At 40.6% G+C, this 25,109-nt stretch carries 27 protein-coding genes; 18 read left to right on the top strand and 9 right to left on the bottom strand.

The features are described 5' to 3' along the window. The 3 genes from ACLGGR_RS02365 to ade all read left to right on the top strand — a co-directional run bounded on the left by ACLGGR_RS02365 (position 1) and on the right by ade (position 3,536). Complete coding sequence (locus ACLGGR_RS02365; protein ID WP_410972422.1) at positions 1-837, top strand: gamma-glutamylcyclotransferase family protein; 837 nt, start codon at positions 1-3, stop codon at positions 835-837. A gap of 37 nt (positions 838-874) precedes the next feature. Next, a complete protein-coding gene (locus ACLGGR_RS02360) occupies positions 875-1,543 on the top strand; it encodes a potassium channel family protein (RefSeq protein WP_008345123.1) in 669 nt (222 codons plus the stop codon). Between the two features lie 262 nt (positions 1,544-1,805). Beyond that, a complete protein-coding gene (gene ade, locus ACLGGR_RS02355; RefSeq protein ID WP_410972421.1) occupies positions 1,806-3,536 on the top strand; it encodes an adenine deaminase in 1,731 nt (576 codons plus the stop codon). A 92-nt stretch (positions 3,537-3,628) separates the two neighbouring features. On the opposite strand, the gene rnjA is transcribed toward ade, so the two are convergent. Further along, the gene (gene rnjA, locus ACLGGR_RS02350; protein ID WP_003212511.1) at positions 3,629-5,296 is read right to left on the bottom strand and encodes a ribonuclease J1; all 1,668 of its coding nucleotides are present in this window, start codon (positions 5,294-5,296) and stop codon (positions 3,629-3,631) included. Between the two features lie 5 nt (positions 5,297-5,301). Beyond that, complete coding sequence (locus ACLGGR_RS02345; protein WP_008345114.1) at positions 5,302-5,511, bottom strand: DNA-dependent RNA polymerase subunit epsilon; 210 nt, start codon at positions 5,509-5,511, stop codon at positions 5,302-5,304. A gap of 399 nt (positions 5,512-5,910) precedes the next feature. Between ACLGGR_RS02345 and ACLGGR_RS02340 the strand changes: the two genes are divergently transcribed. Further along, complete coding sequence (locus ACLGGR_RS02340; RefSeq protein WP_142944698.1) at positions 5,911-6,690, top strand: Cof-type HAD-IIB family hydrolase; 780 nt, start codon at positions 5,911-5,913, stop codon at positions 6,688-6,690. A gap of 39 nt (positions 6,691-6,729) precedes the next feature. Here ACLGGR_RS02340 and def read toward each other — a convergent pair whose 3' ends face one another. Continuing rightward, entirely contained in the window at positions 6,730-7,287 is a 558-nt protein-coding gene (def, locus tag ACLGGR_RS02335; protein ID WP_410972420.1) for a peptide deformylase, read from the bottom strand. A 111-nt stretch (positions 7,288-7,398) separates the two neighbouring features. Then, entirely contained in the window at positions 7,399-7,599 is a 201-nt protein-coding gene (locus ACLGGR_RS02330; RefSeq protein ID WP_142945017.1) for a YjcZ family sporulation protein, read from the bottom strand. 233 nt (positions 7,600-7,832) lie between these two features. On the opposite strand from ACLGGR_RS02330, the gene ACLGGR_RS02325 reads away from it, so the two are divergent. The 5 genes from ACLGGR_RS02325 to lpdA all read left to right on the top strand — a co-directional run bounded on the left by ACLGGR_RS02325 (position 7,833) and on the right by lpdA (position 13,872). Continuing rightward, positions 7,833-8,501, top strand: a complete 669-nt coding sequence (locus ACLGGR_RS02325) for a YkyA family protein (protein ID WP_323647019.1) — start codon at positions 7,833-7,835, stop codon at positions 8,499-8,501. A gap of 409 nt (positions 8,502-8,910) precedes the next feature. Continuing rightward, entirely contained in the window at positions 8,911-10,026 is a 1,116-nt protein-coding gene (gene pdhA, locus ACLGGR_RS02320) for a pyruvate dehydrogenase (acetyl-transferring) E1 component subunit alpha (RefSeq protein ID WP_410972419.1), read from the top strand. A 3-nt stretch (positions 10,027-10,029) separates the two neighbouring features. Beyond that, the gene (gene pdhB, locus ACLGGR_RS02315; protein ID WP_012009824.1) at positions 10,030-11,007 is read left to right on the top strand and encodes a pyruvate dehydrogenase complex E1 component subunit beta; all 978 of its coding nucleotides are present in this window, start codon (positions 10,030-10,032) and stop codon (positions 11,005-11,007) included. A gap of 107 nt (positions 11,008-11,114) precedes the next feature. Further along, on the top strand, positions 11,115-12,455 hold the full coding sequence (locus ACLGGR_RS02310; RefSeq protein WP_003211261.1) for a dihydrolipoamide acetyltransferase family protein: 1,341 nt from the start codon (positions 11,115-11,117) through the stop codon (positions 12,453-12,455). Positions 12,456-12,459: 4 nt separating this feature from the next. Then, on the top strand, positions 12,460-13,872 hold the full coding sequence (gene lpdA / locus ACLGGR_RS02305) for a dihydrolipoyl dehydrogenase (protein ID WP_039178233.1): 1,413 nt from the start codon (positions 12,460-12,462) through the stop codon (positions 13,870-13,872). A gap of 125 nt (positions 13,873-13,997) precedes the next feature. On the opposite strand, the gene ACLGGR_RS02300 is transcribed toward lpdA, so the two are convergent. After that, positions 13,998-14,378, bottom strand: coding sequence for a hypothetical protein (locus tag ACLGGR_RS02300; RefSeq protein WP_223250976.1), 381 nt, complete (start codon positions 14,376-14,378; stop codon positions 13,998-14,000). 316 nt (positions 14,379-14,694) lie between these two features. Between ACLGGR_RS02300 and ACLGGR_RS02295 the strand changes: the two genes are divergently transcribed. Beyond that, positions 14,695-14,814 carry a GapA-binding peptide SR1P gene (locus tag ACLGGR_RS02295; RefSeq protein WP_003212464.1) on the top strand — a complete coding sequence of 40 codons (120 nt, stop codon included), beginning with the start codon at positions 14,695-14,697 and terminating at the stop codon, positions 14,812-14,814. A gap of 43 nt (positions 14,815-14,857) precedes the next feature. Here ACLGGR_RS02295 and ACLGGR_RS02290 read toward each other — a convergent pair whose 3' ends face one another. Further along, a complete protein-coding gene (locus ACLGGR_RS02290; RefSeq protein WP_117603474.1) occupies positions 14,858-16,330 on the bottom strand; it encodes an aminotransferase class I/II-fold pyridoxal phosphate-dependent enzyme in 1,473 nt (490 codons plus the stop codon). Positions 16,331-16,520: 190 nt separating this feature from the next. Between ACLGGR_RS02290 and ACLGGR_RS02285 the strand changes: the two genes are divergently transcribed. Beyond that, positions 16,521-16,790: a UPF0223 family protein gene (locus ACLGGR_RS02285; protein WP_410972418.1), complete on the top strand. Its 270-nt coding sequence runs from the start codon at positions 16,521-16,523 to the stop codon at positions 16,788-16,790. Positions 16,791-16,817: 27 nt separating this feature from the next. Here the strand turns inward: ACLGGR_RS02285 and ACLGGR_RS02280 are convergent, their stop codons facing one another. After that, positions 16,818-17,453 carry a DUF1054 domain-containing protein gene (locus ACLGGR_RS02280; protein WP_024426894.1) on the bottom strand — a complete coding sequence of 212 codons (636 nt, stop codon included), beginning with the start codon at positions 17,451-17,453 and terminating at the stop codon, positions 16,818-16,820. A 287-nt stretch (positions 17,454-17,740) separates the two neighbouring features. On the opposite strand from ACLGGR_RS02280, the gene ACLGGR_RS02275 reads away from it, so the two are divergent. From ACLGGR_RS02275 to ACLGGR_RS02250, 6 genes are all read left to right on the top strand, one after another. Next, positions 17,741-17,929: a hypothetical protein gene (locus ACLGGR_RS02275; protein WP_024424761.1), complete on the top strand. Its 189-nt coding sequence runs from the start codon at positions 17,741-17,743 to the stop codon at positions 17,927-17,929. A 133-nt stretch (positions 17,930-18,062) separates the two neighbouring features. Next, positions 18,063-18,869 carry an inositol monophosphatase family protein gene (locus tag ACLGGR_RS02270; protein ID WP_142944702.1) on the top strand — a complete coding sequence of 269 codons (807 nt, stop codon included), beginning with the start codon at positions 18,063-18,065 and terminating at the stop codon, positions 18,867-18,869. A gap of 111 nt (positions 18,870-18,980) precedes the next feature. After that, a complete protein-coding gene (locus ACLGGR_RS02265; protein WP_410972417.1) occupies positions 18,981-20,906 on the top strand; it encodes a hypothetical protein in 1,926 nt (641 codons plus the stop codon). Then, positions 20,896-21,159, top strand: coding sequence for a hypothetical protein (locus ACLGGR_RS02260; RefSeq protein WP_410972416.1), 264 nt, complete (start codon positions 20,896-20,898; stop codon positions 21,157-21,159). Before ACLGGR_RS02265 ends, ACLGGR_RS02260 begins: the two co-directional genes overlap by 11 nt. Then, positions 21,159-21,677: a sigma-70 family RNA polymerase sigma factor gene (locus ACLGGR_RS02255; RefSeq protein ID WP_410972415.1), complete on the top strand. Its 519-nt coding sequence runs from the start codon at positions 21,159-21,161 to the stop codon at positions 21,675-21,677. Before ACLGGR_RS02260 ends, ACLGGR_RS02255 begins: the two co-directional genes overlap by 1 nt. Beyond that, the gene (locus ACLGGR_RS02250; RefSeq protein ID WP_410972414.1) at positions 21,674-21,970 is read left to right on the top strand and encodes an anti-sigma factor family protein; all 297 of its coding nucleotides are present in this window, start codon (positions 21,674-21,676) and stop codon (positions 21,968-21,970) included. The genes ACLGGR_RS02255 and ACLGGR_RS02250 overlap by 4 nt, the downstream gene beginning before the upstream one ends. A gap of 42 nt (positions 21,971-22,012) precedes the next feature. On the opposite strand, the gene ACLGGR_RS02245 is transcribed toward ACLGGR_RS02250, so the two are convergent. Continuing rightward, positions 22,013-22,648 carry a hypothetical protein gene (locus tag ACLGGR_RS02245; protein ID WP_251215514.1) on the bottom strand — a complete coding sequence of 212 codons (636 nt, stop codon included), beginning with the start codon at positions 22,646-22,648 and terminating at the stop codon, positions 22,013-22,015. Between the two features lie 275 nt (positions 22,649-22,923). After that, a complete protein-coding gene (locus tag ACLGGR_RS02240; RefSeq protein ID WP_142944707.1) occupies positions 22,924-23,103 on the bottom strand; it encodes a DUF5325 family protein in 180 nt (59 codons plus the stop codon). Between the two features lie 113 nt (positions 23,104-23,216). Here ACLGGR_RS02240 and typA point away from each other — a divergent pair, with 113 nt between their 5' ends. Then, on the top strand, positions 23,217-25,055 hold the full coding sequence (gene typA / locus ACLGGR_RS02235) for a translational GTPase TypA (RefSeq protein WP_095408397.1): 1,839 nt from the start codon (positions 23,217-23,219) through the stop codon (positions 25,053-25,055). Positions 25,056-25,109 lie beyond the last annotated feature (54 nt).

Raw genomic sequence — 25,109 nt, 5'->3', positions numbered from 1 at the left:
ATGACAATGAAAGCTTTATTTGTATATGGGACGCTTCTGCAGCATGAAGAGCACCATGAGACGTATATGAAAGAAAGCAGACCATTAGCTAAATCAGCTTGGATCAGTGGCAGAATCTATGATACAGGTCATGGATATCCTGCATGCATTCCTGAAGAAAAAAGCACAGTATATGGTGAATTGTACGAGGTAACCGTAAGCGCATTGAATAAGATAGATTTACTTGAGGAAGGGTATGACAAGCAGGTGGTCGATGTCATGACAGACCAAGGGCCGGTGGCGGCTATTACATACACTCTACCAAAGCAGAAGGCATCAGCGCTGAAGGAGATCGAGAGCGGCTGCTGGAAGGAATATAGCATGTGGCAGCAGAAGCCGGCATCCTTCTATTATTTTGCCTATGGCTCCTGTATGGATGATGCAAGATTTAAGCTGGCGGAAGTCGATCATTATTTTAAACAAATCATCGGCGGCGGGGCACTGAACGGCTTTACAACTAGATTTACATTGGTGAGGCCTGATGGATCAAGAGCCGATATGGTAGAAGACGGTGGAGAAACAGAGGGCGTTTTATATGAGGTTCCTTTTGATGCCATTCGATATTTGTACAAACGAGAAGGCGTATATGAGGGCACATATCGTCCAGCTTTTGTCGACATCAAAATAGGTGATCAAATATATGTTGACTGTTTAACCTTTCTTGTTCTTCAAAAGAGTGAAGAAATTGCTCCGCCAGGTCATTACCGCAGTGAAATTGAAAAAGGAGCAGATCTTTACTTAAGTGAAGCGTTCCGCAAAAAAATTCGCTCGCATATGGATTCATTAATCAAACCGTAGTAAAATGCATGGTAAGTGAGATAAAAGGAGTCTGAACATGAAAAAGGAATATGCAGTCATTGGTCTTGGACGCTTTGGCGGAAGTATTTGCAAGGCGCTGAGCGAAGAAGGACTTGAAGTCATGGCCATGGATATGAATGAAGATCGAGTGAACGAATACGCGAAAATCGCCTCACATGCGGTCATTGGCGATTCGACGGATGAATCTGTTTTAAAAAATCTCGGCATTCGCAATTTTGACCATGTCATCGTTGCGATTGGTGAAAACATTCAGGCCAGTATTTTAACTACGATTATGCTGAAAGAGCTTGGCGTCAAAATGGTCACAGTAAAAGCGCAAAACGATTACCACGAAAAGGTGCTAAATAAAATTGGAGCTGATCGCATCGTTCATCCAGAGCGGGACATGGGCAGAAGAATTGCACATAAAATCATCTCCAACAACGTATTAGATTATCTTGAGCTGTCAGATGAGTACAGCCTCATTGAAATCGTTGCCAACAGCAGGCTTGCAGGGCATTCTCTTCTAGATCTCGATATTAGAGCGAGATATGGTATTAATATTGTAGCGATAAAGCGCGGAAAAGAAGTGATTGTTTCACCGCTCGCAGATGAAATGATTCAAAAAGAAGATATTCTGATTGTCATTGGGGCAGTAGCCGATATCGGGCGCTTTGAAAAACGAGAAATGCAGAACGATTATTAAACACTCCTGGGCGGGGTGTTTTTTTATATGATTTTGTACACATGAGGTGGACAGTGGAGAGGAAAGAAGGCATGAAGAAGGGCTGTTTTGTTCTGAAATAACAGCAAAAGTCAATCATCATATTTTTCGTGCAATTACCACTATTCAGAAATAAAAATCAGTCTTTTTATCTGGTTGATTTTCTCTAAATGTCATTGACTGAGCAAACAGATTCGTTTACGATAAGAAACATTATATTGTTTACTTGGAGGAGGCAGTGTCGTTGGATAAGGAGCTTTTCAGACATCAAATTGAAGTAGCTGCAAAGAGAAAAAAAGCAGCCCTAGTGATTAAACATGCGAAGGTTATGGACGTGTTTAACCAGGAATGGATAGACGCTGATGTCGCTGTTGAAAATGGACAAATAGTAGGGATTGGAGAGTACGAGGGAGAACAAGAGCTGGATGCAGCAGGTCAAATGCTTGTACCCGGTTTTATTGATGGCCACGTTCATATCGAGTCCTCTATGGTTACCCCTGCTGAATTCTCCAAAGCTGTCGTCCCGCGCGGTGTGACAACTGTCGTAACAGACCCGCATGAAATTGCCAATGTGTCAGGTATTACAGGCATCCGTTTTATGCTGGAAGAAGCGAGAAAAGCTGCCTTAAATATTTATTTTATGCTGCCTTCCTGTGTACCGGCAGTCAGTTTTGAACGATCAGGTGCTGTTTTGAAAGCGAAAGATTTAAAGCCCCTTTATCAAGAGAAGGAGGTTCTTGGTCTTGCCGAGGTGATGGATTATGTCGGTGTGGAGCAGGCAGAAGAAGATATGCTTCAAAAGCTGCTTGATGCTCAAAACGAGAATAAATTGATTGATGGCCATCTAGCAGGCTTAACGGACCGATTAATAAACGTTTACCGCACAGCGAGTGTCCAAACAGATCACGAGGTCACAACAGCCGGCGAAGCCCTTGAACGTGTAAAACGAGGCATGTATGTCATGCTGAGAGAAGGCTCTGTTGCCAAAAACGTGAAAAACGTTTTACCAGCTGTGAATGAAAAGAATGCGAGACGCTTTTTCTTTTGCACCGATGATAAACATTTAGATGATTTAATGGATCAGGGAAGTATTGATGATCAAGTACGCATGTCTATAAAAGAAGGGCTGGACCCATTTTTAGCGTATCAAATGGGAAGTTTAAACGCAGCGGAGTGTTTTGGCCTCAAAACAAAGGGAGCCATTGCGCCAGGCTTTGATGCTGACTTTATGCTTGTCTCTGATCTTCATCAAGTAGACGTCACTAGCGTATTTATTGCAGGAGAATTGGTTGCGCAGCATGGAGAGTACAAGCCAAGTATCGAAAAGGTTGCACCGAGTCCAGCATTATTACAATCTGTTCATGCTATAGACGTTCAAGAGCAAGATCTGATACTGCCTATTACAGACCATCAAAAAATGAATGTCATCCGCATTATTCCGAATCAGCTAGAAACAAAATTAGAACAAGTCTCTCCTTCAGAAACGAACGGACAATTCACTAGTGATACAGAAAGAGATGTATTAAAAATGGTGCTTGTCGAACGTCATCAAGGCTTATCTGAAATGGGGGTAGGGATTGTCAGCGGTTTTGGGTTAGAAAAGGGTGCAATTGCAACAACGGTTGCGCATGATTCTCATAATTTAATTGCGGTTGGCACAAATGATGCTGATATCGTGAAAGCCATTGACGTGTTAAAAGAAGTAGGCGGCGGTTTGACTGTTGTCAAAGATGGTCAGTCTCTTCATACGCTGCCATTACCGATCTCTGGTTTATTGTCAGATCAGCCAGCACATCTTGTAAATGAAAGCCTTCATGCACTCCATGAAGCGTTAAAAGAAACAGGTTTTACTTTAGACTTTAATCCGTTTTTGACGCTGTCATTCTTGGCACTCCCAGTCATTCCTGATGTGAAAATGACGACAAAGGGTTTGTTTGATGTCAGAAGCTTTCAGCATCTCCCAATTCAATCATAAAAAGAGAGAAACCGCATAAGTATATATGCGGTTTTTTTAATGAATGGTGAAAAAAAGAGACACAGCCAAGCGGCTTGTGTCTCTTTTTGAGATTATACTTCCATAATAATCGGTAAGATCATTGGGCGGCGTCTTGTTTTTTCATAAAGGAAAGGTGCAAGGGTATCAGTAATTTCGTTCTTAATTTCAGACCACTGAGTTGTCTTACGTTCCATTACTTTTTCAAGATGCTTTGAAATTAAATCCTGTGCATCGTTGATTAGGTCTCCAGATTCTCTCATGTAGACAAAACCTCTTGAGATCAAATCAGGGCCAGCAGAGATTTTGAATTCTTTCATGTCCATGCTGACGACTACAATGACAAGACCCTCTTCAGAAAGGATGCGGCGGTCTCTTAAAACGATGTTTCCGATATCGCCAATACCGCTTCCGTCGATATACACGTTGCCTGATGGAATTTTGCCAGCGACACTTGCTTCGTCACCTTTCAGTGCAAGCACTTCACCGTTATCCATGATAAAGCAGTTTTCCTCAGGAATGCCGCAATCATTCGCAAGTTTGATATGCGTTTTTTGCATGCGGTATTCACCGTGAATCGGCATAAAGAATTTTGGTTTAATTAAACGGAGCATGAGTTTTTGTTCTTCTTGTCCGCCGTGACCAGATGTATGAATATTATTAAGCGAGCCATGAATGACCTCAGCGCCGGCACGATAAAGCTGGTTAATGGTGCGGCTTACGCTAATATTGTTACCTGGGATCGGTGAAGATGAGAAGACAACAGTGTCTCCAGGGTTAATGGAAATCTGGCGGTGAGTACCGTTCGCAATACGTGAAAGAGCTGCCATCGGTTCACCTTGGCTCCCAGTACAAAGAATTGTCACTTTGTTTGCTGGAAGGCGGTTGATTTCATTATGTTCAATAAACGTGTTTTTCGGACATTTAATATAGCCAAGATCTTGTCCAATATCAATAGCAGACTCCATACTGCGTCCAAATACAGCGACTTTTCTGCCGTTGGCAACAGCAGACTCAATCACTTGCTGAAGTCTGTGAATGTTTGAAGCAAACGTGGCAAAGATGATACGTCCATCGACTTTTCTAAAGATGTCATCAATGCTTTCACCTACGCGTCTTTCAGACATCGTAAATTCTGGGATTTCACTGTTTGTACTATCAGATAAAAGACAAAGAACGCCTTCTTTTCCGATTTCAGCCATTTTGGTTAAATTGGCAGGCTCGCCAACAGGAGTAAAGTCAAACTTGAAATCACCTGTATGTACGATGTTACCAGGAGGTGTCTTGACGACAATTCCATAAGAATCTGGAATACTGTGTGTCGTTCTAAAGAAAGACACAGCTGTTTTTCTAAACTTAATGGTATCTTCTTCTTCATAAATATGAAGTTTTGTTTGTCTCAAGAGACCATGCTCTTCCAATTTATTACGAAGTAGGCCGATTGCGAGTTTGCCGCCGTAAACTGGAATATTCACTTGCTTGAGAAGGTAAGGGATACCGCCGATGTGGTCTTCATGTCCGTGAGTGATGAAAAGACCTTTGATTTTATCTTCGTTTTTAACTAAGTACGTATAGTCAGGGATGACGTAGTCAATTCCAAGTAGCTCATCTTCAGGAAACTTAATACCAGCATCAATTAAAATGATTTCATCTTGAAATTGAACGCCATACGTGTTTTTACCGATCTCGCCTAAACCGCCGAGCGCAAAAACTGCCGCCTGATCGTTTTTAACAAATTTCATTCCTCTCATAGCTCCAATACTTTAAAATTTTCACTTTCTCGTTCATAGTCTAAAAAAGCACCGTCTACAGGCTGAATGAATTCAATGTTGTAGTTATGTTTTTTCAACTTATCGCGTACGTCTCTTTCAGAAACCGCTTCAACGTATAGTGAATCTGTGTGTTCTCTTACAGGTACCTCAGTAGTACTTGCCTGAAAAAATACCTTATATATCATCCAAATCTCTCCTTAAATACCGTATGTTACACTCGCTTATTCTATTATATTAAAAAAACGCGCATAAGAAAAGTCTCTGAGAAAAAAGGACCTTCAGCAAATGTGCGGAAGATCCCTTTAAGCAATCGATTTTTTACGAAGCATGTCCTTCCATTGTCTTCGAATTTTCTTGCGCAGACGACGTAGCATCACATGCCGCCTCCTTTCGGTTTGAAGTGAGCTTAGACAGCGTATTCCGTTCTCTCTATATACTTGTATTATATGATGTTTCCAATGAATGTTACATGGTTATATGTGGGAAATAGGCGTTTTCAAAAGGAATTGGTTTCGAAAGCGGAAATCTTTCTGTATGATGAAAGGGAGTGTGTATATACATAACAAAGGGCAGGAGGGCGAGATATGAATAAAAAAGTCATCTTCTTTGATATCGACGGTACTTTATATGACCATGATAAAAAAATACCTGAGTCAACGAAGCGAGCAGTTCATTTATTAAAAGAAAAAGGACATCATCTCTTTATTGCATCTGGGCGTTCTCCTTTTCTGATTCAGCCCATTTTAGAAGAATTAGGGCTTGACTCATTCATTGCTTATAACGGTCAGTATGTCATGTATGAGGGAGACGTTATTTACGGCAATCCGCTGAAGCAAGAGCTGATGGAGCGGATTTATGAGACAGCGGATCGTCATGATCATCCGCTTGTTTTTATGGGGGAAGAAACGATGAAGGCGTCTGTGCCGAATCATCCGTTTATCCATGAAGGAATCGGTACTTTAAAAACAGAGCATCCTGAGCATGATTTGTCTTTCTTTAAAGAAAACGACATTTTTCAAATGCTGTTATTTTGTAAGGCAGAAGAGGAAGTTCAATATAAGGCTTTCCGCGAAGAGATTGACCTTGTCAGATGGCATGAGCTGTCAACAGACGTTCTGCCAAAAGGCGGATCAAAAGCTGAAGGGATCAAACGAGTCATCGAAAGACTTCCTTACGATCAAAAGGATACCATTGCCTTTGGAGACGGACTGAATGATAGAGAAATGATTTCGTTTGCAGGAACAGGCGTTGCGATGGGGAATGCTGTGAGTGAACTGAAAGCTTTGGCTGATTTTGTGACAAAGCCAGTAGATGAGGACGGCATATTTCATGCAGTGACCCATCTTGGCCTCATTGAAGAATAAAAAAAGAAGACCCTTAGATCGCCGGGTCTTCTTTTTATGTTATGATCTGCCGATTGCAACAGAATTTTCTGGCTCAGCGAATGGCTGATCCTTTTGAATATGATCATAAAACATAATGCCATTCAAATGGTCAATTTCATGCTGAAAGACAATGGCAGGGAACCCTTTTAGGCGGATATCAATGTCGTCTCCTTCAAGAGTTGTCGCCTTGACCCTGATTTTTTGATATCGAGGAACAAATCCAGGGATAGCTTCATCAACAGATAAGCAGCCTTCACCAGTCGCTAAATAAGCTCTTTTGACTGAATGACTGACAATACGCGGGTTGAACAGAGCATAGCTGTATTCTTCTCCGTCTTCATCTTCGCAGTGAACAGCGATCATCCGTTTACTAATATTGATTTGCGGAGCAGCCAATCCAACGCCGGGTCTTAGGCCGTATTTTTCAGCAATGTCAGCATCCTGACTGTTTTTAACGAATTCAATCATGTCAGCTAATTGTTGTTTTTCCTCTTCTGTCGGCGGGAGCTCGACCGCTTCAGCTGTTTGTCTTAAGACGGGATGTCCGTCCCTTACGATATCTTCCATGGTAATCACAAAACTTCACTCCTATTTCCTTTGTATGTAAAGTATATAAAATGATACACAACATATGCAATGAAATAAAGAAGACCGGTCCTATGAGACCGGTCAGAGGCTTAAACCGCCTTAGCAGCAGCCACCGCCGCCTAAGAATGCTGCGCCAACGATGATTAATAGGATGAAAAGCACAACGATTAAAGCGAATGTACGTCCGCCGCCGTATCCGCATCCGTATCCACCGCCATAACTTGGGTAACAACAGCCGCCGCCATATCCGCCACCGAATCCATACCCGTAACCGCCGTATCCACCGTATCCACCATACATACTTCCATGACTATAATTAGACATACTTTTGACCTCCTTTGGAAATACACTCGGCCTCTCATAAGTGAAGGCGAAGCGTGTAATATAAACTATGTATGAATGCACTATTTGTATAGTCATGCGCCTATGGCTTGAAAAAAATCTTCTCCGCCTCATCAGGCTGACCTCTTTCCTTGTCACAAACGCCTATAAAAATTATAGTGGTATGTGGAGATGTAAAGGGGGACCTTGTGATGAGACAGATGAAAAGAAGCATGAAAGCAGGTGCTGCTTTAGCGGGGATATGTACCCTTTTGCTGGCAGGATGCGGAGGTCAAAGTCCGTTCAATGACATGCAGGATGCGATGACGAAAATGAGTGAAAAAGAAGCATCTTTCGAAAAAGAGCAAGATACACTGCAAAGCTATGAAAAAAAAGAGCAGAAGCTGTATTCAAAAATGATTCAAACAACAAAGGACCATACAAAAACAGTGTCAAGCCTTTCTAATCAGGCGTTAGCATCGGCAGCGAAACGAGAAGAACATTTAAAAACAGAAAAAGACAGTATGGATGAATCGAAAAAGGAATTGAACACGGTAAAGGAATCGGCCGCACGATTGCAAGATGCGGAGTTAAAAGAGAAAGCCAATCAAACAGTTAAATCAATCGAGAAACGATATGCGTCATATGATCAGCTTTACAAGGAGTATCAAAAGGCACTGAAACAAGATCAGCATTTGTATCAATCTTTAAAGAAAAAGGATTTAGGATATAAAGAGCTGAAGTCTAAGCTGAAGGCCGTGAATCGTTCATATAGTAAAGTCAGAAAAGAAAGTAAGAAGTTCAATCAATATACAGACCAATTGAATGAGTATAAACAAGCTTTGTATAAAGCGGCAGATCAAGAGTCAAAAAAGAGCTGAAAAACAGCTCTTTTTTTATTTTTCGACAAAAACAAACATTTTCTATTGTAGTACAGCAGTACACTCTATACTAGTACAGTTCGGGTTGTTTGTTAAACAGATTGATACAGTTCACCATAAAAAGTAAAGCGAATACATTTATTTAAATAAAGCCGTTAAATCAATTGACGGACTATTTTTCTTGTTGTAAACTATTCCTTGTTAACAGAAGTTGTATTAGTTTTTTGTGAACTATCGTTAATACAGTTAGAAGGACTCAAAAGTGAGTGGTCAACCAATGTTTCGACAACGATCTTAGTGGCTATTATATACAGGAGTCATATGAGTATTTTGGGTTATCCTATATCTGTATGTATAAATGGATTCACGACAAATGGACTGTTAAAAGAAAGGAAGAGGTGACTTTAGAATGGCTGCAAAAACAAAAAAAGCAATTGTTGATAGCAAAAAGCAATTTGATGCCATCAAAAAGCAGTTTGAAACGTTTCAAATTTTAAACGAAAAAGGCGAAGTCGTAAACGAAGCGGCAATGCCGGATCTTTCAGATGACCAATTAAAAGAATTAATGCGCCGTATGGTGTTTACACGTGTATTAGATCAACGTTCAATTTCATTGAACCGTCAAGGACGTCTTGGCTTCTATGCGCCAACAGCTGGACAAGAGGCTTCTCAGCTTGCAACTCACTTTGCACTTGAGAAAGAAGATTTCATTCTTCCAGGATATCGTGATGTACCACAATTAATCTGGCATGGTCTTCCGCTAACAAAAGCATTCTTGTTCTCTCGCGGACACTTTGTTGGTAACCAAATGCCTGAAGATGTGAATGCACTTTCACCGCAAATCATTATTGGTGCACAAATCATTCAAGCTGCTGGTGTAGCTCTTGGTTTGAAAAAACGCGGTAAAAAAGCTGTTGCAATCACTTACACTGGTGACGGTGGAGCTTCACAAGGTGATTTCTACGAAGGTATTAACTTTGCAGGGGCTTACAAAGCGCCAGCGATTTTTGTTGTCCAAAACAACAGATATGCGATCTCTACACCTGTTGAAAAGCAGTCTGCTGCACAAACAATTGCACAAAAAGCAGCTGCAGCTGGTATCGTAGGCGTACAAGTTGACGGTATGGATGCATTAGCTGTTTATGCAGCAACTGCTGAAGCTCGTGAGCGCGCTGTAAATGGTGAAGGTCCAACATTAATCGAAACTCTTACATTCCGTTACGGCCCACATACAATGGCTGGTGACGATCCAACAAGATATCGTACAAAAGAAGATGAAAACGAGTGGGAGCAAAAAGATCCATTGGTACGCTACCGCAAATTCTTGGAAAACAAAGGCATATGGTCTGAAGAAGAAGAGAATAAAGTCATCGAAGATGCAAAAGAACAAATCAAACAAGCAATCAAAGAAGCTGACGAACAGCCTAAGCAAAAAGTCACTGACTTGATTGAAAACATGTACGATGTGAAACCATTCAACTTAGTTGAACAGCTTGAAATTTACAAACAGAAGGAGTCGAAGTAAGCCATGGCGCAAATGACAATGATTCAAGCGATCACTGATGCGTTACGCACAGAACTGAAAAATGACGAAAACGTTCTCGTTTTCGGAGAAGACGTTGGTAAAAACGGCGGCGTATTCCGTGCGACTGAAGGATTGCAAAAAGAGTTTGGTGAGGATCGTGTATTCGATACTCCACTTGCTGAATCTGGTATTGGCGGTCTTGCAATTGGCCTTGGACTACAAGAATTCCGCCCAGTAATGGAAATTCAATTCTTCGGATTCGTTTACGAAGTATTAGATTCTGTTTCTGGACAAATGGCTCGTATGCGTTACCGTTCTGGCGGACGCTGGCATTCTCCAGTGACAATCCGTTCTCCTTTCGGCGGGGGAGTTCACACACCTGAGCTTCACGCTGACAGCTTAGAAGGTCTTATCGCACAACAGCCTGGTATCAAGGTTGTCATTCCTTCAACGCCTTACGATGCAAAAGGATTATTAATTTCTGCAATTCGTGACAACGATCCTGTAGTATTCCTTGAGCATATGAAACTTTATCGTTCTTTCCGTCAGGAAGTTCCTGAAGAAGAGTACACAATTGAAATCGGTAAAGCTGACGTGAAACGTGAAGGTTCTGACCTTTCAATCATCACTTATGGTGCAATGGTTCACGAATCACTAAAAGCTGCTGAAGAGCTAGAAAAAGAAGGCGTTTCTGCTGAAGTTATCGACCTTCGCACAGTAAGCCCGCTTGATATTGAAACAATCATCGCTTCTGTTGAAAAAACAGGCCGTGCGATCGTTGTTCAAGAAGCACAAAAACAAGCTGGTATTGCTGCAAACGTAGTAGCTGAAATCAATGACAGAGCGATCCTTAGCTTGGAAGCACCAGTACTTCGTGTAGCTGCACCTGATACTGTATTTGCTTTCTCTCAAGCTGAGAGCGTATGGCTTCCAAACCATAAAGACGTACTTGAAACAGCGAAGAAAGTTCTTGAATTTTAATTAAATGACAGAGGGGAAAAGAATTTATTTCTCTTCCCCTTTATCAATTACATGACCGTGTAAATATACACAACAAGGGTTCAACAAAATCTAGGAGGCGAAAAACAGTGGCATTTGAATTTAAACTTCCGGACATCGGAGAAGGTATCCACGAAGGTGAGATCGTTAAGTGGTTTGTTAAACCAAACGACGAAATCAATGAAGATGACGTTTTAGCAGAGGTACAAAATGATAAAGCAGTTGTAGAAATTCCTTCACCTGTTAAAGGAAAAGTATTAGAATTAAAAGTTGAAGAGGGAACAGTTGCAACTGTAGGACAAACAATCATTACGTTTGATGCACCTGGTTACGAAAATCTTCAATTTAAAGGCAGCGAAGAAGAAGGCGAAGCAAAAACTGAAGCTCAAGTACAAGGTACTGCTGAAGCTGGTAACGAGCCAGAGAAGAAAGAAGTAGCACAAGAAGAAGCGGCAGCAGCAACTGGTGCAGGCGCACAAGAGCAAGTAGATGCTGATCCAAACAAACGCGTTATCGCTATGCCATCTGTACGTAAATATGCTCGTGAAAAAGGCATTGAAATTTACAAAGTTGCAGGTTCTGGTAAAAACGGACGTGTGTTAAAAGAAGATATCGACAGCTTCGTTAATGGTGGTTCTGCAGCTCAAGAAGCAGCACCTCAAGCAGCTGAAAGTGCGAAAGAAGAAGCAGCTCCTAAAGCGGCAGCAGCTCCAGTTCTTGAAGGAGAATTCCCAGAAACTCGCGAGAAAATGAGCGGAATCCGCAAAGCAATCGCGAAAGCAATGGTGAACTCTAAGCATACAGCTCCTCACGTAACATTAATGGATGAAGTTGATGTAACAAACCTTGTTGCACATCGTAAACAATTCAAACAAGTTGCAGCTGATCAAGGAATCAAGTTAACTTACTTGCCTTACGTTGTAAAAGCTCTAACTTCTGCTTTGAAAAAGTACCCAGTGCTTAACACTTCTATCGATGATAAAACAGATGAAGTTGTGCAAAAGCATTACTACAACATCGGAATTGCAGCTGACACTGAAAAAGGCTTGCTAGTTCCAGTTGTGAAAAATGCAGATCGTAAAGCGATTTTCGAAGTTTCTAACGAAATCAATGAGCTTGCAACAAAAGCACGTGATGGTAAATTGGCTCCAGCTGAAATGAAAGGTGCATCTTGCACAATCACAAACATCGGTTCTGCTGGTGGACAATGGTTTACTCCAGTCATCAACCACCCAGAAGTAGCGATCCTTGGTATTGGCCGTATCGCTGAAAAAGCGGTTGTTCGTGATGGCGAAATCGTTGCAGCTCCAGTCTTAGCTCTTTCCCTAAGCTTTGACCACCGTATGATTGACGGAGCTACTGCGCAAAATGCCCTTAACCACATCAAGCGTTTATTGAATGATCCACAATTAATTTTAATGGAGGCGTAAATTCATGGTAGTAGGAGATTTCCCAATCGAAACAGATACTCTTGTCATCGGTGCAGGTCCTGGTGGATATGTAGCTGCTATTCGTGCTGCACAACTAGGACAAAAAGTAACAATCGTTGAAAAAGGAACACTTGGCGGCGTATGTCTAAACGTCGGCTGTATCCCTTCAAAAGCATTGATCAATGCTGGACATCGTTTCGAGAATGCAAAGCATTCTGAAGACATGGGTATCAAAGCTGAAAACGTAACAGTTGATTTCACAAAAGTTCAAGAGTGGAAAGCTTCTGTTGTAAACAAATTAACAGGTGGAGTTCAAGGTCTTCTTAAAGGAAATAAAGTAGACATCGTTAAAGGTGAAGCTTATTTCGTAGACAGCAACTCTGTACGTGTAATGGATGAAAATTCAGCGCAGACTTATACATTTAAAAATGCAATTCTTGCAACTGGATCTCGTCCAATCGAATTGCCTACATTTAAATACACAGACCGCGTGATCAACTCAACTGGTGCTTTAGCGCTTAAAGAAGTACCTAAAAAGTTAGTTGTCATCGGTGGTGGATACATCGGTACTGAGCTTGGTACTGCTTATGCAAACTTTGGAACAGAAGTTGTGATCCTTGAAGGTGGAGACGAAATCCTTCCAGGGTTCGAAAAGCAAATGAGCTCATTGGTTAAACGTAACCTGAAGAAAAAAGGAAACGTTGAAATCCATACAAACGCACTTGCAAAAGGTGTTGAAGAAAAATCTGATGGTGTCACTGTTACGTTCGAAGTAAAAGGTGAAGAAAAAACAGTTGATGCTGATTACGTACTTGTGACTGTTGGTCGTCGTCCAAACACTGATGAGCTTGGTCTTGAGCAAGTTGGTGTTGAATTGACTGACCGCGGAGTTGTCAAAACAGACAAACAATGCCGTACAAGCGTATCTAACATCTATGCAATTGGTGACATCGTTGATGGACCACCACTTGCACACAAAGCTTCTTACGAAGGTAAAATTGCAGCTGAAGCAATCGCTGGAGAGCCAGCTGAAATTGATTACCTTGGTATTCCTGCTGTTGTATTCTCTGAGCCAGAACTTGCAACTGTTGGATACACGGAAGCAGAAGCAAAAGCAGAAGGAATCGAAATCGTTGCAGCGAAATTCCCATTCGCAGCGAACGGACGTGCACTTTCTCTTGATGCAACTGATGGCTTCATGAAAATGATCACTCGTAAAGAGGATGGTCTAGTGATCGGTGCACAAATCGCAGGTGTTGGCGCTTCTGATATGATTTCAGAGCTTAGCCTTGCAATCGAAGCTGGAGTGACTGCTGAAGATATCGCAATGACAATTCACGCTCACCCAACATTAGGTGAAATTACAATGGAAACGGCTGAAGTAGCAATTGGAAGCCCAATCCACATCGTAAAATAATAAACCTATGAAACCCTCTCCTTGATGGAGAGGGTTTTTTTGGCGCCCTGAACACCATATGAAAAACCCCTCATCAGGTGAGGGGTTTTTTCATATGGTTATATATAAGTGCAAGCAAAATATCATTAGTTTGTATTGACGCGGTCCAAAGCATGGCATAAGGGCGATAAGATCTCCTGTTTACTGCGGACATTTCCTTCAACCTTCACGATGACTTTTTCATCATTGACAAGTAAAATAGCCGGCAGTTCATCAACTTCATTTTTCCAGCCTTTACGATCTTCTTTCACAATCATTTTTGACATTTCCTTAGGGTATTCATTTTTTAAATCGAGGACTGCATCATAATAAGGGCTTTCTTTATCAAGATTTTCTGCATCAGTAAAAAAGAGAATTCTCGGTTTTTGAATATGACGGACTTGGTCGGTCTGATTCGGTATGATATACGCAAATGAGCATGAACTAAGTACAAAAAGCATGGGGAATATAATGAGAAGTGTCCTCATAAAATTCAATCTATTCACCTCAAAATCATTTGGGGTTGTCCCAACATTTTTAGGAGCTTGTTCCCTGTTAGTCACTCTAGTGTATCATGTCCTTTTTGACAATTTTCGATTGTTACTCAATTGTTACAGAATTGATATGAAGAAAAATACAATTGAAACGTTCCCTCAATATGATGAGAAAAAAGCACATATTTATAAAAAATGATTAAATGTGTCATACAATTAACCGTTGACAACTTAATTGTGACATCATATTATAGAGATATGAAATAGATTAAACGCTTTCAAACTATGAATGAAGAAAAGGGGAATGTACGTGGGTACAATTATTTGTCAAGATTGCAATGAAACCATTGATCAATTTGAAAATGAAAAAGTGACAACGCTATACGGAACATGCGGTCACTGTCATTGCTGTGATGAAGCCTCTGAATAAATAAAAAAGCATGCAGCTCCATTTGGGGCTGCATGTTTCTTTTTTATAAAATTGCTTTTTGTTCCTTAATCACACGAATCATTTCGAGCGTTGAATCTTCAGGTCCTTGGACAGGAAGACCAATTTCAATGTTTTTATAGATATACGAAATATTTTCTTCTGTGATAATTTCACCTGGTATAAAAATCGGAATACCTGGCGGGTACACCATGACAAACTCTGCGATGATGCGGCCGGCTGCTTCCTTAAACGGAACGACTTCTGTTGTAGCATAAAAGGCGTCACGCGGCGTCATAGCAAGCGATGGGATCTCAGGCAGCAGCACTTCCGTTACCGCTTGTTTGCCGCTCTCACATGTAGAGGCTGCGGCAATTTCCTGCATCGCTGTCACGAGCGTATCAATCGTCTCATCTGAATCTCCAGGGGTGACGATACATAAAATGTTGTACAGGTCAGAGAGTTCTACTTCAATTCGGTAACTTTCTCTCAGCCATTTTTCGACATCATGCCCGTTTAACCCAAGGTCTTTAATGGAGATAATTAATTTCGTTGGGTCATAATCGTAAGTAGAAGCTGAACCGAGTACTTCCTTGCCAATGCAGCTAATCCCGTCAATTTGATTCAAGCGGTCTCTCGCTGATTCAGCCAAACGAATGGCTTCATCTGCAAGTGCCTTTCCTTCAGTGGCTAATCGCTTTCTAGCGACATCAAGTGACGCTAAAAGTAAATAAGAAGTGGACGTTGTCGTCAACATACTCAAAATCGACTGCACGCGGTCTTTTGAAACAAGCCCTTCCTTCATATTTAAAATAGAGCTCTGTGTAAGAGAGCCGCCGAGTTTATGGACACTTGTTGCTGCCATGTCGGCACCTGCCTGCATCGCAGAGAGGGGAAGCTCATCGTGAAAATGTATATGCACACCGTGTGCTTCATCGACAAGGACAGGCACATCAAATGAATGGGCAATATCTACGATTGATTTTAAGTCTGCTGAAATACCAAAATACGTTGGATTAATGACAAGCAAACCTTTTGCATCTGGATGCTCAGTGAGCGCCTTTTTGGCTGATTCAGGTGTAATGCCGTGAGAGATGCCAAGCTCTTTGTCTATTTCTGGGTGAATAAAAACAGGAACTGCGCCAGAAAATACAATCGCGGACATAATCGATTTATGGACGTTACGCGGAACGATAATTTTATCTCCAGGTCCGCATACCGTCATCACCATAGTCATGATGGCGCCGCTTGTTCCTTGAATGGAGAAAAACGTATGATCAGCACCGAAGGCTTCAGCAGCAAGCTCCTGTGCTTCTTTTATCATCCCTTTAGGTGAATGTAAATCATCGAGAGGTTCTATATTAATGAGGTCAATGCTTAAAGCATTGTCGCCAATGAATGCTCTAAATTCAGGATCCATTCCGGCTCCTTTTTTATGGCCTGGAATGTGAAATTGGACTGGATTGGCTGCTGCGTGTTTTTTTAGTCCAGTGTATAAGGGTGTATCATGTTGTGACAATTGCTTTCCCACCTTCATCGAAATACCTGCTCTTATTGTGCCAATTACAGCAGATTTCATTGCATAAAACAAAAGAATTATATTATGAACTGATCGGAATGTAAAGCATAAAATCAATCGGTTTCTGATCAAACAGATGCTATAATAAAAGTTCAAATCAGAAATGAGTGTTAAAGTGAGGGACAAGTAAATGGAATATCAATATCCAATGGATGTCGACTGGACAACAGAGGAAAAGATGGCGGTCATTTCGTTTTTTCAGGCTATTGAAAAAGCCTATGAAAAAGGAATTGCGAAGCAGGAGTTATTAGATGCTTATAAACGATTTAAAGAGGTTGTGCCATCAAAAGCTGAGGAAAAAACGCATTGTGCGGCGTTTGAAAAGGGAAGCGGGTATTCCCCTTATCGTGCAGTGAAAACCGCAAGAGAGGCAGAAGAGACAGCCGTTATACGCATGTAAAAAACGAGCCTATAAGGGCTCGTTTTTTTATACAGATTCTTTCTGTGTGAAGCGGTATAGATACGTCAGCGTGCGGAAGGCATTTTCAATTTTTGATAGAAATTCTTCATTATTCATTTGAACGACTTCCTCTCTAGGCAGCTGAATGCCGCACAGAAGCTCGGCTTTCTTGACTGTTTGAACACGTTCAAACAGCGTTTTCAGCTGTTCGGAATCTAGTTCGCTGTGACGCATGACATCTGGTTTCATATGATCTTTAGACCAAACAAAATCTTGCGGTATTTTCTGCTGGATGGTGTCTAGCTCTTTTTCAAATAGCTGGCCGTACTCACCTTTTACTGGAGATTCATAAATGAGCGCAAACCAGACAAAGACATGTGTTTTCCAAAGCCCAATTTGAAAATGAGGGAGTTTTTTATATCCGCGCTTACTGTTTGCAAAAGCAACCCACGTATCATTTGGCGGGTTGACAGATCTTCTAGCATGCTTTGCGACGTGTACAAACATTTCGTCTCCTGTAATAGAAGAAAGAAGTGGTGCAAAATGTTCGCCAAGTGCCTCAAGCTTTGGACGGACTCTTTCTTTTAATACAGTCATTCTTTCATCTAAACCATCAACTGTGAATGTTTCAAAATCTTCATCTCTAAAACGCATTTCACTCATGTTATGCCTCCTGTATCTTTTCGCTGATCATATTTTATCATAGCTTGGATCAAGCTCAAAAAAAGATGCACCGTCAGATCAAAGATTGTAAAGGACGTGGTGCAGCGTTTAAAACCTTTCATTTTGTGGTACATCATTAATAGGTAAAGACACAATTTTCAGAATGTCGTTGCGGTTATGCGATCGCTTCATACGATATAAGCAAGAACCATTTCTCTTATCGATTGAATTTTTTATCAATGAAAACTGACAAGGAATGAATCATTCTCTGGAAGGGGCGTTGACCAATGAAGCAAATCGTGAAGCAGGGGTATAGACAAGAGAAGAAGAATCGCATCGCTGTGTGGAGATTAGAGGTTGATTATGAGCTTTCTACGCTTCATGAAGCCATCGAACAAAAAGATGACATCCAAATCGAACGCAGCAAACGAAAGCTTGAGCGCCTAAGAAAAGAATGGGAGCAGCTTCAAGGGTAAAACAGGGTGAGGTAAAAACGAACCAAATCATCGGTTCGTTTTTGTATGAAGCTGCTTTTTTCTTGCTTTTACGTACATAATATCAGTATGCTATTACAAATAGGTCCTACATAGAAAAGAGGTTTACAATCTGATGACAAACTGGGTGGAAATTGACCGTCTTGCAAAGCTTTGGGTAAAAGAAGCAGGGAGCCGTATTAAAGCGTCCATGCAGGAAGGTCTATCAATTGAAACAAAATCAAATCCAAATGATCTTGTCACGAATATCGATAAAGAGACAGAACGTTTTTTTATTGAAAAAATACAATCGACATTTTCAGATCATCACATTTTAGGAGAAGAGGGACAAGGGGAAGAGGTGACCTCACTTGATGGGATTGTGTGGATCATTGATCCGATCGATGGCACAATGAACTTTGTCCATCAAAAACGCAATTTTGCCATTTCAATCGGGATATTTGAAAATGGTGTGGGGAAAATCGGTCTTATTTATGACGTCATTCATGACGAGCTCTACCATGCCATCAAAGGAGAAGGAGCTTATATGAACGATACACTGCTCCCGCCATTAAAAGACGTGGAGATTGAAAAAGCCATTGTGGGTATTAATCCGACATGGGCGATTGAAAGCCCTTATTTTGATGCTAAACCGTTTGCCCGTCTCGTGCGTGACGTGAGAGGGACACGAACGATTGGATCAGCTGCCCTTGAGCTTGCTTATATTGCAAGCGGCAGAAGTGACGCATATGTCACGTTAAGGCTTGCGCCGTGGGATTATGCAGCGGGCTGCGTACTGCTTGATGAAGTAGGGGCTGTTTACTCAAATATCCACGGAGAACGTCTTACGTTCTTAGATAAAAACAGCATCGTCGCCGGAAATCGATCCATTTGTGAAAAAATCTTGCATGATTACATAAAAGGAAGCGGAAATAAAAAATAAACGACATCACTTCATGAGAATGAAGTGATTTTTTGTTTTTCCTGAAACTTTTTGGTAAGGCGGATGTCTATACGAATGAGGCCTTAATTTCATGTAAAGGATTGTGTATCAATGTTTGATTTGTTTAGTGATTTATCGCTCCATTTTGAAAGGTATTTTATTTTAAATGAGTACAGTATTCACATCATTCAATGGTGTGTACTTGGACTATTTGTCCTTTTTATGACACTTCCCATATGGAAAGAAAAGAAGAGTGGTTATGTCTTCTATGCTGGAATCGTATTAAGAGTTGTTCTGCTTGGCGGTATGACAGTTGAAATGATCCACCAAGTCCTAGCTAGACAGTATACGATCGAAACATTTGAAGTGCTGACAGATTTCATGCAATTTCTCATCTATGGGTATGTCTTGCTTGCATCATTGTATTATGTGATTACTCTTCCTTATTTAAAAAATAAAGGTATGTTTTTTGCTTTTGATTTATCTGTGTTACTTCTGCCTTTATGTCAAACAGTGTTTATTGTGTTTGCTGAAAGCAAAAAGTTCTTTCTTAGCGGTGATACGGGGTTAGTATGGAGAGATATGATCACCATTTTGGCTATGGCTTGCTTTGCCGCTTTGCTGCTGCACCTTTTCTTTCGCTTGTTTTGGCATTGGAAGTGGAAGGAATTGCTTTTGTTTTATATCTTGATTTTCGCAGCCTTGCTTTATATATTTTATCCTTCTATTTCGAAGTATGAGCTTCAATCTACATTTAAATCGATTGTCATTTTAGCGGCAGCAGCAGGAAGCTTTATGACGATTTATTTGTTATCTGCTTTACTACGGGACAAGGTGAGATTAAGGCAGTGGGGCGCTGGTTGTATAGCTGTCTTTTTTCTGCTATTACTCAACCCGATTGTCAATATTCCTCATACGATGTTCCAATTCACCAAAACGGAACTGGTAGATACTTTTTCAGATGAATATCGTCCTTTATCAGCAGTAAATGCAAAAGCATTCGCTTCAAAATTTGTACCAGAGGATCAATCGCTTTATTTAAATGCTAGTCATCAGCCTATCCCTTATCATTACGTGTTTGCAGATGATCAGTATGAAGTGAATATTTCTGCGTTTACAGGTGAATTAAGCGAATTTTCTTATCGAGGTCGTGTAGAGGGAAAGGAACTGACCGATAAAGAATATAGGAAAAAAACCATCGAATTTTTCGAAAGAAGTGGGCGGTCAATCGATCTACAGCGCATTCAATTAGCTGTAAAAAAAGAGGACGGAGAGACGGACGTTCTTCTTCTGCCAAAAATGTCTCAGAATGAAGAGGACAGCTTAGCGTTTGCCACCTGGAAAAAAGGGACGCTTCGACAAGCGCAATACGAAAACGCCATCTTTCAATTAAAGGATATAGACGGCATCCGTTTAACAGAAATGGAGATAAAAAACAGGATCAACAGTATTTATAAACATTTAAACCTAAAGCCGCCAGCTTATCAAATCACAGGCATTGATGAATTTTATTTTGATTGGCAGCATGAAGTGAGGGTCACAACAAAAGATCAATCGGAGTTTCTGTTTAATGGCTCAACAAAAGAAGTTATCAGCTTTAAGCTGTCAAAAGCGATTCTTCAACAGAAAAAAGGGAACGTCAGCGATGATGATTTGTTAAAAATCATAGGGAAAACGCCAAAAGACGTAAGAAAAGAAACAGGCACTAGTGAAAGTAAACAATATACATTTAAAGGCTCCTCTCATGTCGTCAATCTGTTTAAAGGGGATGATGGAATTGAGTTGAGAGTGCAAGCAGCTTCTTCTATCCCGCACGGAGTATCTAATCAAGATCGTAATGAAGTCTATCAGCAAGTACTTAAAAGGTATAAACCATATACGATCTATAAAAAACAAATAAAACCTGTGAGGATGATCGACAAAGAAGGGAATATCGACATTTCATGGCTTGTCATTATACAAACCTTCGGATCAAATGAGCATAAAATCTATGAAGTGAATGGGCGAACAAAAGAGGTGCATCGTTTTGACAGATAAAGAAAAACAAGCCATCTTTCAAGACTTATATGAACTGTATCAAGAAGGGGATCTAGGAGCCGAGGCAGCTAGCTGGATGAAGGCACACGAACAGCAATATCAGCATACGGCCACGGTTAAAAAGCAGTCCTCAGCGCCGGTGGAAAGTCAGAATGGCTATGACGAGTTAAAACGCATGAAAGGGTTTATTTACTCGTTATACTTCTTTTTTATCGTTTTATCGATTTGGATGACTGTGTGGTTTTATTTTTGATGTCCAGACCAGCTGACCAAATTGAAAAAATCTATGAAGAATATTTTCAGGAAATCACCAAATATTTATATCGCCGGACGGGAAATATGGAAACGGCCAAGGACCTTTCGCAAGACGTATTTATGAAGGCACTGCATGGGTTGTCCTCCTTTAAGGGACATTCTAGTATAAAAACATGGCTTTATACCATTGCGTATCACACATTTGTGAATGACTATCGCCGAAAAATAAAATGGACTTTTACGAACGTAGAAGAAATGGATTTCTTAGAGCAGCAGTCGTTCACAACACCAGAAGATTACATCGAAACACAAGCTGACATAGAAAGGCTGTGGCATCATATTCATCAGCTGAAGGATTCATATCGGGATGTCCTCATTTTAAGAGATATTCAAGAATTATCATATGAAGAAGTAGCTGAAATTTTGAATTGGACTTTATCTAAAGTCAAAACAACCCTTCATCGAGCGAGATTAGAGCTGAAGCGAATGCTACATTGTGAGGAGTTCAATAAATGAGCTGTTATTTGATTGAAGAATTGTTACCACTTTATATAGAGGGAGACACAAGTGCAGAAACAAATAAAATTGTTGCAGAGCACATACAATCCTGCGAAAGCTGCCGTCACCTTTATCACGAAATGAAAGAGCCAATAACCCTTATACAGACTCCTGATCTCATGCCATATATAGATGAAAAGGAAGAAAAAAGAAAATTTGAAAAGCGCTACTATGGTAAGCTGCTTTATCGAGCAAGTATCGCGTTTGGTATAGGATACGTCATGATGGTCATTCTTTATTGGCTGAAATAGAAAACCCCCATCTGGATGAACCAGGTGGAGGTTTTTCTGAGCTTAGCTTAATTTTTCTTTCGCAATTTGAACTGCATCATAGAACGTTTTCAATTGCTCTTGAGGAATTTTCTTAAGCATTTGGTTGAAAACAAGTAATTCAGTAGAGCTGAATCCAAGACCTTTTGCGATTTTTGAATCAATCACAACGTTTCCTTTTTTGTCTAGAACAAGTGCATCACCAGCAAGATCAGCAATTCTGATCACTGATTTGAAAAGCTTTTCGAATTTAGCCGCTTCTTCTTTTGTAAGACCAAGTTCAACAGCTTTTGCTGAATCAAAAACCAATTTCCCTTTTTCGTTTTTAGTGATGCTTTCACTGAAAACGATTGTAAGAACAGCTGCGCGATCTAAGAATTTCTCAGCAGTCGCCGCTTCTTCTTCAGTTAGTCCGAGCTCAACAGCTTTTTTCACATCAAATGTGTAGTTGTTGTCTTCCTCAACAAATGAATTGATGAGAATGTTGATGACACGCTCGTTTTTCTCCAATAATTCTTTAATGATTTGCTGCTGTTCAAAAGGAATTCCTTTGAAAGTTGCAGCGCTTGCTTGCCCAGGAGCTACTGTTGTGAAAGTAAGAATGATAGCTAAAGCGAAAAATACAACAGAGCTGAGCGATTTGCTCAAAAACTTCTTCATGCTTCTTTTCTCTCCCTTTTCTGTTAAATTTTGTTGCAAGAAAAGCATACCATGAGAAACTTTGTGGAAGAATAGGAAAAATGTAACTTTCTGTTTGATTTTGGAGAACTATAAAAGTTCTTGTCGAAAAATGTAGGGGTGCAGATTGCTTACTTTTGTCAATTATTCAAGATACGTTTCGTCTGATGAATGGAGCTTTCATAGGTGATTTGTCTTGTTTTTACTCAAAATAAAAAGCCTTCTACATATAGAATGTAAAAGGCTTTTAACTAATTTTATGATTGCACGTTTAATTTTCTTTTTAATGTAAATCCTGTACCCATGAAAATCATGGCGAACACGATACTTAAACATGTGCCCAGTATGTTTTTTTCTGCAAGAGATACCCCAATAAACGCCATACTGACAACTGCAAGTAATGCACATAATAATAGAAGCCATTTGATTTGTTTCATTTGTCTCCATCCCTTTTTTTAGAGTTAATATAAGTTTACAGAAAAACGATCGGCATTTAAAGGGGATTGTGATATAATATGAAAGTTATCTAATTATTTTAGGAGATGAAAATGTGAAACTTCGAAAAGACCTTCGCAACATCGCAATTATTGCCCACGTTGACCATGGTAAAACGACGCTTGTTGACCAATTGCTCCATCAAGCTGGTACTTTCCGTGCGAATGAAAATATCGCTGAGAGAGCCATGGATTCAAATGATTTAGAGCGAGAGCGCGGTATTACGATTTTAGCTAAAAATACTGCGATCCATTATAAAGATACACGCATTAATATTTTAGATACACCAGGACACGCCGATTTCGGTGGTGAAGTTGAGCGTATCATGAAAATGGTAGATGGTGTACTCCTCGTTGTGGATGCTTATGAAGGCTGTATGCCTCAAACACGCTTTGTGCTGAAAAAAGCACTTGAGCAAAACTTAACACCAATCGTTGTCGTCAATAAAATTGACCGCGACTTTGCTCGTCCGGCTGAAGTAGTCGATGAAGTGATTGACTTGTTCATTGAATTGGATGCAACAGAAGAACAGCTTGAATTCCCAGTTGTCTATGCATCTGCAATTAATGGTACAGCAAGTAACGATGCGAGCAAGCAAGATGAAAACATGGAATCTTTGTTTGAAGCCATTGTTAACCACATTCCTTGCCCAGTTGATAACCATGAAGAGCCGCTTCAATTCCAAGTGGCACTACTTGATTACAATGATTATGTTGGCAGAATTGGAATTGGCCGTGTATTCAGAGGAACAATGGAAGTAGGACAGCAAGTGGCCTTGATGAAAATCGACGGCACAGTGAAACAATTCCGTGTAACAAAGATCTTTGGTTTCCAAGGATTAAAACGAGTGGAAATCAACGAAGCGAAAGCGGGAGATCTTGTCGCTGTATCTGGAATGGAAGACATCAACGTAGGTGAAACGGTTTGTCCGGTAGAACACCAAGAAGCACTTCCAATCCTTCGTATTGATGAGCCGACACTTCAAATGACGTTTGTTGTAAACAACAGCCCATTTGCAGGCCGTGAAGGAAAATACGTGACATCACGTAAAATCGAAGAGCGTTTAGAGCAGCAGCTTCAAACAGACGTCAGTCTTCGTGTGGATCCAACTGATTCACCTGATGCTTGGGTTGTTTCTGGGCGCGGAGAGCTTCACTTATCCATTCTCATTGAGAATATGAGACGTGAAGGATTTGAATTACAAGTATCGAAGCCAGAAGTTATTGTAAAAGAAGTTGATGGTGTTCGATGTGAGCCTGTTGAGCGCGTTCAAATTGATGTACCAGAAGAGCATACTGGCTCTGTTATGGAATCAATGGGTGCAAGAAAAGGTGAAATGATTGACATGATCAATAATGGTAACGGTCAAGTTCGCCTGATCTTTACAGTGCCATCACGTGGTTTAATTGGTTATACAACTGAATTTCTTTCATTAACTCGTGGTTTTGGTATTTTGAACCATACGTTTGACAGCTACCAGCCAATGCAGTCTGGTCAAGTTGGCGGACGCCGTCAAGGTGTACTTGTTTCAATGGAAACAGGTAAAGCGACTGCTTACGGAATCCAAGGTGTTGAAGAGCGCGGTGTGATCTTCGTTGAGCCGGGTACTGAAGTATACCAAGGGATGATCGTTGGGGAGCATAACCGTGAGAACGACCTTGTTGTGAACGTAAGCCGTATGAAACAGCAAACAAACGTACGTTCAGCGACGAAAGATCAAACAGTTAGCATGAAAAAACCTCGTATTATGTCACTTGAGGAATCCCTTGAGTACTTGAATGAAGACGAATATTGTGAGGTTACACCTGAATCAATTCGTCTTAGAAAGAAAATTTTAGACAAAAACGAACGCGAGAGAGCAGCGAAGAAGAAAAAGCTAGCAGGATTATCTTAATTCCATGAAGAATTAAAAAGATAGAACCCTGAAAGATAAGGGGAGGGAATCTTT

This window comes from Bacillus sp. BD48 (genome assembly GCF_046566805.1).
In the GTDB taxonomy this organism is placed as follows: domain Bacteria; phylum Bacillota; class Bacilli; order Bacillales; family Bacillaceae; genus Bacillus; species Bacillus safensis.
The sequence above is the reverse complement of the archived record's forward strand: the minus strand, read 5'-3'. Positions and strand labels throughout refer to the sequence as shown.

Bases quoted from the DNA above. Each gene is read 5' to 3' on its own strand.
- ACLGGR_RS02245 (WP_251215514.1), bottom strand. From the start codon at position 22,648: ATGAAGAAGTTTTTGAGCAAATCGCTCAGCTCTGTTGTATTTTTCGCT.
- ACLGGR_RS02330 (WP_142945017.1), bottom strand. From the start codon at position 7,599: ATGTATGGTGGATACGGTGGATACGGCGGTTACGGGTATGGATTCGGT.
- ACLGGR_RS02285 (WP_410972418.1), top strand. From the start codon at position 16,521: ATGGAATATCAATATCCAATGGATGTCGACTGGACAACAGAGGAAAAG.
- ACLGGR_RS02265 (WP_410972417.1), top strand. From the start codon at position 18,981: ATGTTTGATTTGTTTAGTGATTTATCGCTCCATTTTGAAAGGTATTTT.
- ACLGGR_RS02255 (WP_410972415.1), top strand. From the start codon at position 21,159: ATGTCCAGACCAGCTGACCAAATTGAAAAAATCTATGAAGAATATTTT.
- ACLGGR_RS02345 (WP_008345114.1), bottom strand. From the start codon at position 5,511: ATGATATATAAGGTATTTTTTCAGGCAAGTACTACTGAGGTACCTGTA.
- pdhA (WP_410972419.1), top strand. From the start codon at position 8,911: ATGGCTGCAAAAACAAAAAAAGCAATTGTTGATAGCAAAAAGCAATTT.
- ACLGGR_RS02340 (WP_142944698.1), top strand. From the start codon at position 5,911: ATGAATAAAAAAGTCATCTTCTTTGATATCGACGGTACTTTATATGAC.
- lpdA (WP_039178233.1), top strand. From the start codon at position 12,460: ATGGTAGTAGGAGATTTCCCAATCGAAACAGATACTCTTGTCATCGGT.
- ACLGGR_RS02360 (WP_008345123.1), top strand. From the start codon at position 875: ATGAAAAAGGAATATGCAGTCATTGGTCTTGGACGCTTTGGCGGAAGT.
- ACLGGR_RS02365 (WP_410972422.1), top strand. From the start codon at position 1: ATGACAATGAAAGCTTTATTTGTATATGGGACGCTTCTGCAGCATGAA.
- ACLGGR_RS02270 (WP_142944702.1), top strand. From the start codon at position 18,063: ATGACAAACTGGGTGGAAATTGACCGTCTTGCAAAGCTTTGGGTAAAA.
- ACLGGR_RS02300 (WP_223250976.1), bottom strand. From the start codon at position 14,378: ATGAGGACACTTCTCATTATATTCCCCATGCTTTTTGTACTTAGTTCA.
- ACLGGR_RS02275 (WP_024424761.1), top strand. From the start codon at position 17,741: ATGAAGCAAATCGTGAAGCAGGGGTATAGACAAGAGAAGAAGAATCGC.
- ACLGGR_RS02280 (WP_024426894.1), bottom strand. From the start codon at position 17,453: ATGAGTGAAATGCGTTTTAGAGATGAAGATTTTGAAACATTCACAGTT.
- ACLGGR_RS02240 (WP_142944707.1), bottom strand. From the start codon at position 23,103: ATGAAACAAATCAAATGGCTTCTATTATTATGTGCATTACTTGCAGTT.
- rnjA (WP_003212511.1), bottom strand. From the start codon at position 5,296: ATGAAATTTGTTAAAAACGATCAGGCGGCAGTTTTTGCGCTCGGCGGT.
- ACLGGR_RS02325 (WP_323647019.1), top strand. From the start codon at position 7,833: ATGAGACAGATGAAAAGAAGCATGAAAGCAGGTGCTGCTTTAGCGGGG.
- ACLGGR_RS02250 (WP_410972414.1), top strand. From the start codon at position 21,674: ATGAGCTGTTATTTGATTGAAGAATTGTTACCACTTTATATAGAGGGA.
- pdhB (WP_012009824.1), top strand. From the start codon at position 10,030: ATGGCGCAAATGACAATGATTCAAGCGATCACTGATGCGTTACGCACA.